The sequence below is a fragment of the Pseudomonas sp. NFACC56-3 genome (assembly GCF_900100025.1).
GTDB lineage: Bacteria > Pseudomonadota > Gammaproteobacteria > Pseudomonadales > Pseudomonadaceae > Aquipseudomonas > Aquipseudomonas fluorescens_AA.
The window spans coordinates 57,239-63,238 of sequence record NZ_FMTK01000029.1; the positions used below are offsets into that span (position 1 = coordinate 57,239).

Consider the following 6,000-nt stretch of genomic DNA (forward strand, 5'->3'; position numbering starts at 1 on the left):
AGCGGGTTTTAACTGACCGTACGCCTTTCTCAGCCCCCTGAGGCTCAAGGCTCCAGCGCCGGCCCCTTCAACTCGATCTGGTTGCCGTCCGGATCGAAGCAGTAGATCGACCAGCCCTTGCCCTCCGCGCCGTAGCGCATCTGCGCTTTCTCAACGGTCAGGCCAACTGACGCCAAATGCGCGAGAAGGGCTGGTTCATCGAACGGCTCGATACGCAGGCACAAGTGATCGACGTTGTGCCCCTGCTTTCCGGCCGCCGGTCCACCCTGGCGACCGAGGGGGCCGTCCACGGCAACCAGGTCAATCATCGAAACACCGGTGCCCAGATGAAGCATGCCAAGATCGTCCCGGCGCTTCTTCAGCTCGCAACCGAGCACCGATGTGTAGAAAGCGAGGCTGCGCTCGAGGTCCTTAACGCGCAGGACGATGTGGTCGATGCGTTGAATCGTGAAGTTCTTCATACGGGCCTCATATGATCAGTGATGGACGCCAGGGTTACTTCACCTTAGTCATTCATGCTGGAATGGCATCGCAACAACAATCCCCTGTGGGAGCGAGCTTGCTCGCGATGACGCCAGCACATTCAACACAGGTTAGACCGGCCGCATCGCGAACCAGCTCTTCCCCCGCCCGGCATCCTGGTGGCTAAAGTTCATCGACATGCAGTCGATAGGCTCATTCCGGAGACGTGCGTATCTATCGGTGTTTCTCCTCATTGTTCGGTTTGGAATGGAAAGGATAAGCAAGCGTAGGGTCGACAAGCACTTCAGAATAAAGCGCCCGGCCGAATCTCCAGTGGGCTGGTTAGGCAGAGTTGCCAATCAAGGACGTAGAGATGCCAATTACCGAAGAGCAGGCAAATGCAATCGGGCGATTTTATGCGTCGGTTGACGAGCTGAAAAACCAGAACATCGTGCGCTCGGACAAGTATCTCGGCGACATCGCCGAGTTCCTGGCTATGTCAGCATTTGGTATGGCGCTCGCTGAAAGCCAGCGTCAAGAAGGTTACGATGGTTACATCGGCAACAAGAAAGTCCAAGTCAAATATAGCGGTGGTCGCAGCACAACCGTCGACTGCGGTGATCCCGCTACCTACGATGAGCTCATCATCATTCTTGGCCCTGGAAGTGTGCTGCGTCCCGAAGGGATGACCGACCCATACCTTTATTACCGGATACCTGGCGAAGTGGTGCGTCAGCGTGTGCCGCATGGTGATGGCAAGATTCGCTTCAGCATTGGCAATCTGCCCCAGGCTCACCGAGTGCTTATTACCCATTCAGGAACAACGGTGGAAGAAGGGGGATCCGGGGGTTGATCACGCCTTCCCGCAGAGCTGATTTGTCACAGAAGCTCACGGCGTTGGGCGAGGTCATCGATCTGGTTAAACCTGAGGTTGCCATCCCTGCACTCAAGCCGAACGAAGCCATGATCGACCTGGCGCTCATTAATTTCAGTCGGAACGTGCACAGATGGGGAGGAGCGTCTACTTTCCATCCACGAGATGGCGTTTTGCCCTCTGACGTAGATGTTCAGCGTTTCATCAGGTTTGGAGTCAGCACCATGCCCAAAAAACGAGTTCTTCTGGTCGGTCTTGTCACGTGCACGGTCGCTGGGTGTGTAGCGCCTCCTTCACCCGCCGTTCGGGCCTTTGGTGACAACAAGTTTTGGATGACGCTCGAGGATATGCCTTACGTCATCGGGAGTACGAAGGAGCGCATTGTCGTGCCCAAGGGCTTCGTCACTGACTATGCGTCAATCCCGCAAACGCTGTGGTCATTAGGGCTCTCGCAACATGGTCAATACAGCCGTGCGGCTCTGATCCATGATTATCTTTATTGGTCTCAAGGCTGCAAGCGCGAACAAGCTGACAGGTTACTGGTTCTCGCCATGAAGGAAAGTAAGGTCGGACAGTTCGATGAGTTTCTGGTCTATCAAGGGGTTAACCTTGGTGGGGGTGGCCCCTGGAATGACAATGCGAAAGAGCGAAAGGCGAACCTGCCACGGGTGGTACCTGAACGGTACTTGAAACCGTCGGATCCGAACGTAACCTGGCCAACGTATAGAGCCATGCTCGTGGGGCAAGGCGTGAAAGACCCCTCATTCAAACAAAACCCTTCATATTGCAGATACGGCGACTCCACCAAGGTGCCATAAAGGGCTAACGTCAGTATTTAATGGCTTCTAACATGTTTTTCGCACGCTATCAATAAATCTGATAGCGTGCGAAAAACCTGATTCAAACGAGGCTGAAAGCTTCTTGAATGGTCTTGATCAAACGGTCGCCGTTCACACCTTTGTAAGCTTGGGGATTTGACGCGAGCTCAGCGGGTACTTGATTTAGAAACGCCTTCAAATCGAGCGCCAATCGTTCAGGTAGCTGGGCCATTCCTTCAGTCAGACCGACAGCCAGTACGATCACATCTCTGAAGTGCTTTTTGATATCGCGACTGTCCACGGCAATGCCTTGTTCAAGCAGTGCCTTCTTGTTAAGCCAGGCATGGGCTTTGAGGGGAACGAGCCGATCAGCACCGATGTGGCTGATATCCTGGGTGTGATCCACGCCGGCCAGGAGAAAGGCGTAGTACTCATCATCAAGAATGATCGCAGACAGGCTGGCGGCTTGCTCCTCAACGGGGACCTTGGTCATTCTGGCGGCTTCTTCATGCTCCAGGCCATCCGGCACTCGGGAAAACAGCTCGACCTGAACGGGAAAGGATTTGTCCTCAGGATTCTGGAAACGATAAAAAACCGGCGAGTCCCCACTGCTGTCACCATTCTGGCGAATGGCATAGCCGCCGTCCTTGATGAACTTCCAGAACTGCCCGACGAACGCACGATCCAGTGCCTCGACGACCAGGACGATATCCAGATCCTTGGTCAGTCGAAACTCTTCACCCAGTCCCTCCATGGCAATTGAAGCGGCCACCCCGCCGATCAGAACGTAGCTGTCCTGGAAGTCCCTGAAATATTCTCGAAACCGATCTACACCCGCTACCATTTCACGTTCTCCATCATTTCATCGAGACACATTTGCACGCGCTCGTCATGGTCATCCTTGAGGCTCAGATAGAGCGAAAAGGGGTCTACCGTCCCCGTGGCGATGTTGCTGCGTGGTGGTTCATAACTCCAAAACTGAATGCAGCATGCGGCGTGGTTTGGCGGTACTTCGAGGTAGGGCGCGGTGGTCTCGAGTTTCGACTTGGCTGTTTTCGAAGTTGAGCCCCATGCGCCGAATTCTTCCCCGTAGGCTGCATTCTTTTCAGTTTGAGCAAGCCCCCGGACATGCTCGAACTGCGCTGCGGTCATTGCAAAGCAAGGGACTTTTGGGGCAGCGAGAAGACTCATTTCAGCCAGGGCCGTTTCTCCGGCCAGCAACATTGGGGTGTCATCAAGAACCTGGGGAATTGCATTGAGCCAAAGTGCTTTTTTGACCGGCGTACGCATGGACTCCTTGCTCATCTCCCAAGTCTCCTTGGGGGACAAGTGAAACAGGATCGCGGCCTCACCCATTTCCTTTCCAGGCTTAACAATGTCCAAGTCGGTCAGTTCCTTGATCGCTCTGCTGACGGTCATTTTTGCGTAGGTAGAGGACTTCTCGAAGGTAGCGCGAGAGGTCAGGAGCTGGTGGTGCCATCCCTTGATCAGGAATTGAATCAGCATGGCTTGGGTGGCGGGGCTCAGGACCTGAGGTTTTTCCAGGCGTTGGCGGTAATACTCACGCAAGTCCATGCCAAAGGCCGGAAGAAAAAGCTGATTGCCCGGCACGATGAACTGGACGCCTTTCTCCACCAGCCGCTTGCGGTCATAACTCGGAAGCGTATCTGTGACGAAAATCATCAAGTCGCCGGTCTCGGGCAGCTTTTTATATGCCTGAAAGTTGTGGATGGCCTGAATATGCTTGGCGACATCCGCAACGCTGGCTTCACGCTGTGGACGTTCCTTGAGAATGAGGCAGCCGGCCCCGAAGATTTCCGTGACGAAAAATTCGTAGCGGTCACGCAACGCATACGGAAGGATCTTGACGTGCTCCCACGGTTTTAAGCGCAGCTTCAGGCCCAGCACGTTCTCTACGTAGACTTTGAGCTCGATCAGATCACGCCTTTCGGGGAGATCGTGGTCTTGGTGGGGGGCGGGCATAGTCATTCTTCCGTATCAGGATTTCAGCACGGTATCAGAGGTTTTGATAGCGTGCAAAATTCTTGATCTTTCTAGATGGATATTGGTCTCTGACCTCCCGCCTCAATGGGGTTGCTACGCTGGTACTGCCAAGATTTGGAACCTGCTTTTCTGAGGGCGGCAGAGATCCATCACTCGAAAACCAATCTCTCACACCCTTTGGCCTCAACCATCTGCTCAAACACCGGCAACCGCGCGACAAACTCCGTCTCGAACGCCAGATACCGATCCTGCGCCGCCAAGTAACGAATCTCCGGCTTTACCCGCGCAATATCCTTGGAAGACAGCTTCACCACCTCATGGCTGCGCTGATTCCAAAACCACGCCAAGGTCTGTGTGCCGAACGTATTCGTCCGGTAATTCCACACCCACCAATCCCCGTGCCCCCGGGCAACATGAAGCTGCCCATGAAAGGTGCGCAACGTGATGACTTGCTTGGGCTGGGTGACGAGCAAACGCGTGTCCTGGCGCAGTTCACTGCCGAAACCGTCCAGCGTCGCCTTGGTCTTGGCGCCGGTCATGACGTTGAAGCGCCACGCCAACAGCACCGTCTCCTGATAACCCGAATGCTCGACGTTTTGCCGCGTGCCTTCGCTGAACAGCAGAATCTCGTCACCCCCCAGGTAAGCCGTTGACGCCCTGAGTTTATAGCCCTCGGCAGGCATCGCCCGGGCGACGATGGCTGGTTGTGGAGGGTCTTGATTCCAGACCCAGCACTTCGGCCCGTTGTGCTGCATGAACAGCAAGCGGCGAGGACCGATGGGCAGGATCGTCAGTTCATCCGCGTACTCGAAAATCACTTCGCTGCTGTCCGCCGTGATCCGCCAGACCCGCGTCAAATGCTCGGGTTCGTAGATACGTTGACGTTCGAATATTTCCGAGCCCACCACCACGCAGGGCTGTTCAAACTCCGGCCATTGCACCCCGGCAGGCCCGAACGCCGCGATCTCATCGCCTTGACGAATTTCGTACTGGTAGCGGTCGTCCGCAGTGTAATCGCCGCGTAGGACCCGACGTTTCCACAGGCTGCGCCGGGCATCGGCATCGATGAGCTGAAGGTCCGCGCCGTCCACGCCATCGGCCCGGTGTTCGAGCATGTCCTGCTCGGCGGGCGGCCATGGGTTGTAATCGATCAGAAAGCACGACCACTGGTCGTCGTCCTGCTCGGTGATGGCGGCCCAACCGTTGTGGTAGTTGTATTCATGCACATAGGTGGCGCCGGGATAGTCATGGACTTCCTGTAGCCACTTCACCTTGCTGCGCTTGGGTTTGGCCGGTTTGCGTTCGACGGCGGCAGGCTTGGGCGGCTCGATCAAACTCGCCGTGAACCTCGGTTCGCCGCGCTGGCCCTGCCAGTGCCGGGCAAAGGCCTCGCGCTGAGCGACCGGGACAATCACCGGCCGATAATCATCGCCACCGGCATCCAGGTTCCACAAGTCATAACCCTGACCCGCCAACACTGGCGCCAGCGCCTCGAAACAGACCTCGGGCATCTCGTTGGACAGCTCATCCAACAACGCCTCGAACCCTGGACCGGCAAACGCACCGATGTCGGGATAGTAATGCTGCAACAGCCCGAGCAGGTCGCTGCCCGGTGTTTTCCAATCGATATGAACCAACGGATCGAATTGCGATTGCATCACGCCTGTCATCCTTGTGGTTTCTCTGCGGCCATCTTAGCTGCACACCGCCGAAGCCCCAAAGCGATGATAAGCCGGGCACAGGCCACTGTGGGAGCGAGCTTGCTCGCGATAGGGCCGGTTCAGGCAACATCAATGGCGACTGGTTTACCGCCATCGCGAGCAAGCTCGCTCCCACAGTTTT

At 56.0% G+C, this 6,000-nt stretch carries 6 protein-coding genes; 2 read left to right on the forward strand and 4 right to left on the reverse strand.

Translation table 11 applies throughout. The features are described 5' to 3' along the window. Positions 1–44: 44 nt before the first annotated feature. Positions 45–461 carry a VOC family protein gene (locus BLO80_RS26910; RefSeq protein WP_092333257.1) on the reverse strand — a complete coding sequence of 139 codons (417 nt, stop codon included), beginning with the start codon at positions 459–461 and terminating at the stop codon, positions 45–47. Between the two features lie 374 nt (positions 462–835). Here BLO80_RS26910 and BLO80_RS26915 point away from each other — a divergent pair, with 374 nt between their 5' ends. Together BLO80_RS26915 and BLO80_RS26920 are read left to right on the forward strand one after the other, a co-directional pair. After that, positions 836–1,315 carry a DUF6998 domain-containing protein gene (locus BLO80_RS26915; RefSeq protein ID WP_092333255.1) on the forward strand — a complete coding sequence of 160 codons (480 nt, stop codon included), beginning with the start codon at positions 836–838 and terminating at the stop codon, positions 1,313–1,315. Beyond that, positions 1,312–2,154, forward strand: a complete 843-nt coding sequence (locus tag BLO80_RS26920; RefSeq protein ID WP_092333253.1) for a DUF1353 domain-containing protein — start codon at positions 1,312–1,314, stop codon at positions 2,152–2,154. The genes BLO80_RS26915 and BLO80_RS26920 overlap by 4 nt, the downstream gene beginning before the upstream one ends. A gap of 82 nt (positions 2,155–2,236) precedes the next feature. Here BLO80_RS26920 and BLO80_RS26925 read toward each other — a convergent pair whose 3' ends face one another. The 3 genes from BLO80_RS26925 to BLO80_RS26935 all read right to left on the reverse strand — a co-directional run bounded on the left by BLO80_RS26925 (position 2,237) and on the right by BLO80_RS26935 (position 5,816). Next, positions 2,237–2,998, reverse strand: a complete 762-nt coding sequence (locus BLO80_RS26925) for a hypothetical protein (protein WP_092333251.1) — start codon at positions 2,996–2,998, stop codon at positions 2,237–2,239. Next, the gene (locus BLO80_RS26930) at positions 2,992–4,137 is read right to left on the reverse strand and encodes a hypothetical protein (protein WP_092333249.1); all 1,146 of its coding nucleotides are present in this window, start codon (positions 4,135–4,137) and stop codon (positions 2,992–2,994) included. The genes BLO80_RS26925 and BLO80_RS26930 overlap by 7 nt, the downstream gene beginning before the upstream one ends. 170 nt (positions 4,138–4,307) lie before the next feature. After that, the gene (locus tag BLO80_RS26935) at positions 4,308–5,816 is read right to left on the reverse strand and encodes a hypothetical protein (RefSeq protein ID WP_092333247.1); all 1,509 of its coding nucleotides are present in this window, start codon (positions 5,814–5,816) and stop codon (positions 4,308–4,310) included. Positions 5,817–6,000: the final 184 nt, after the last annotated feature.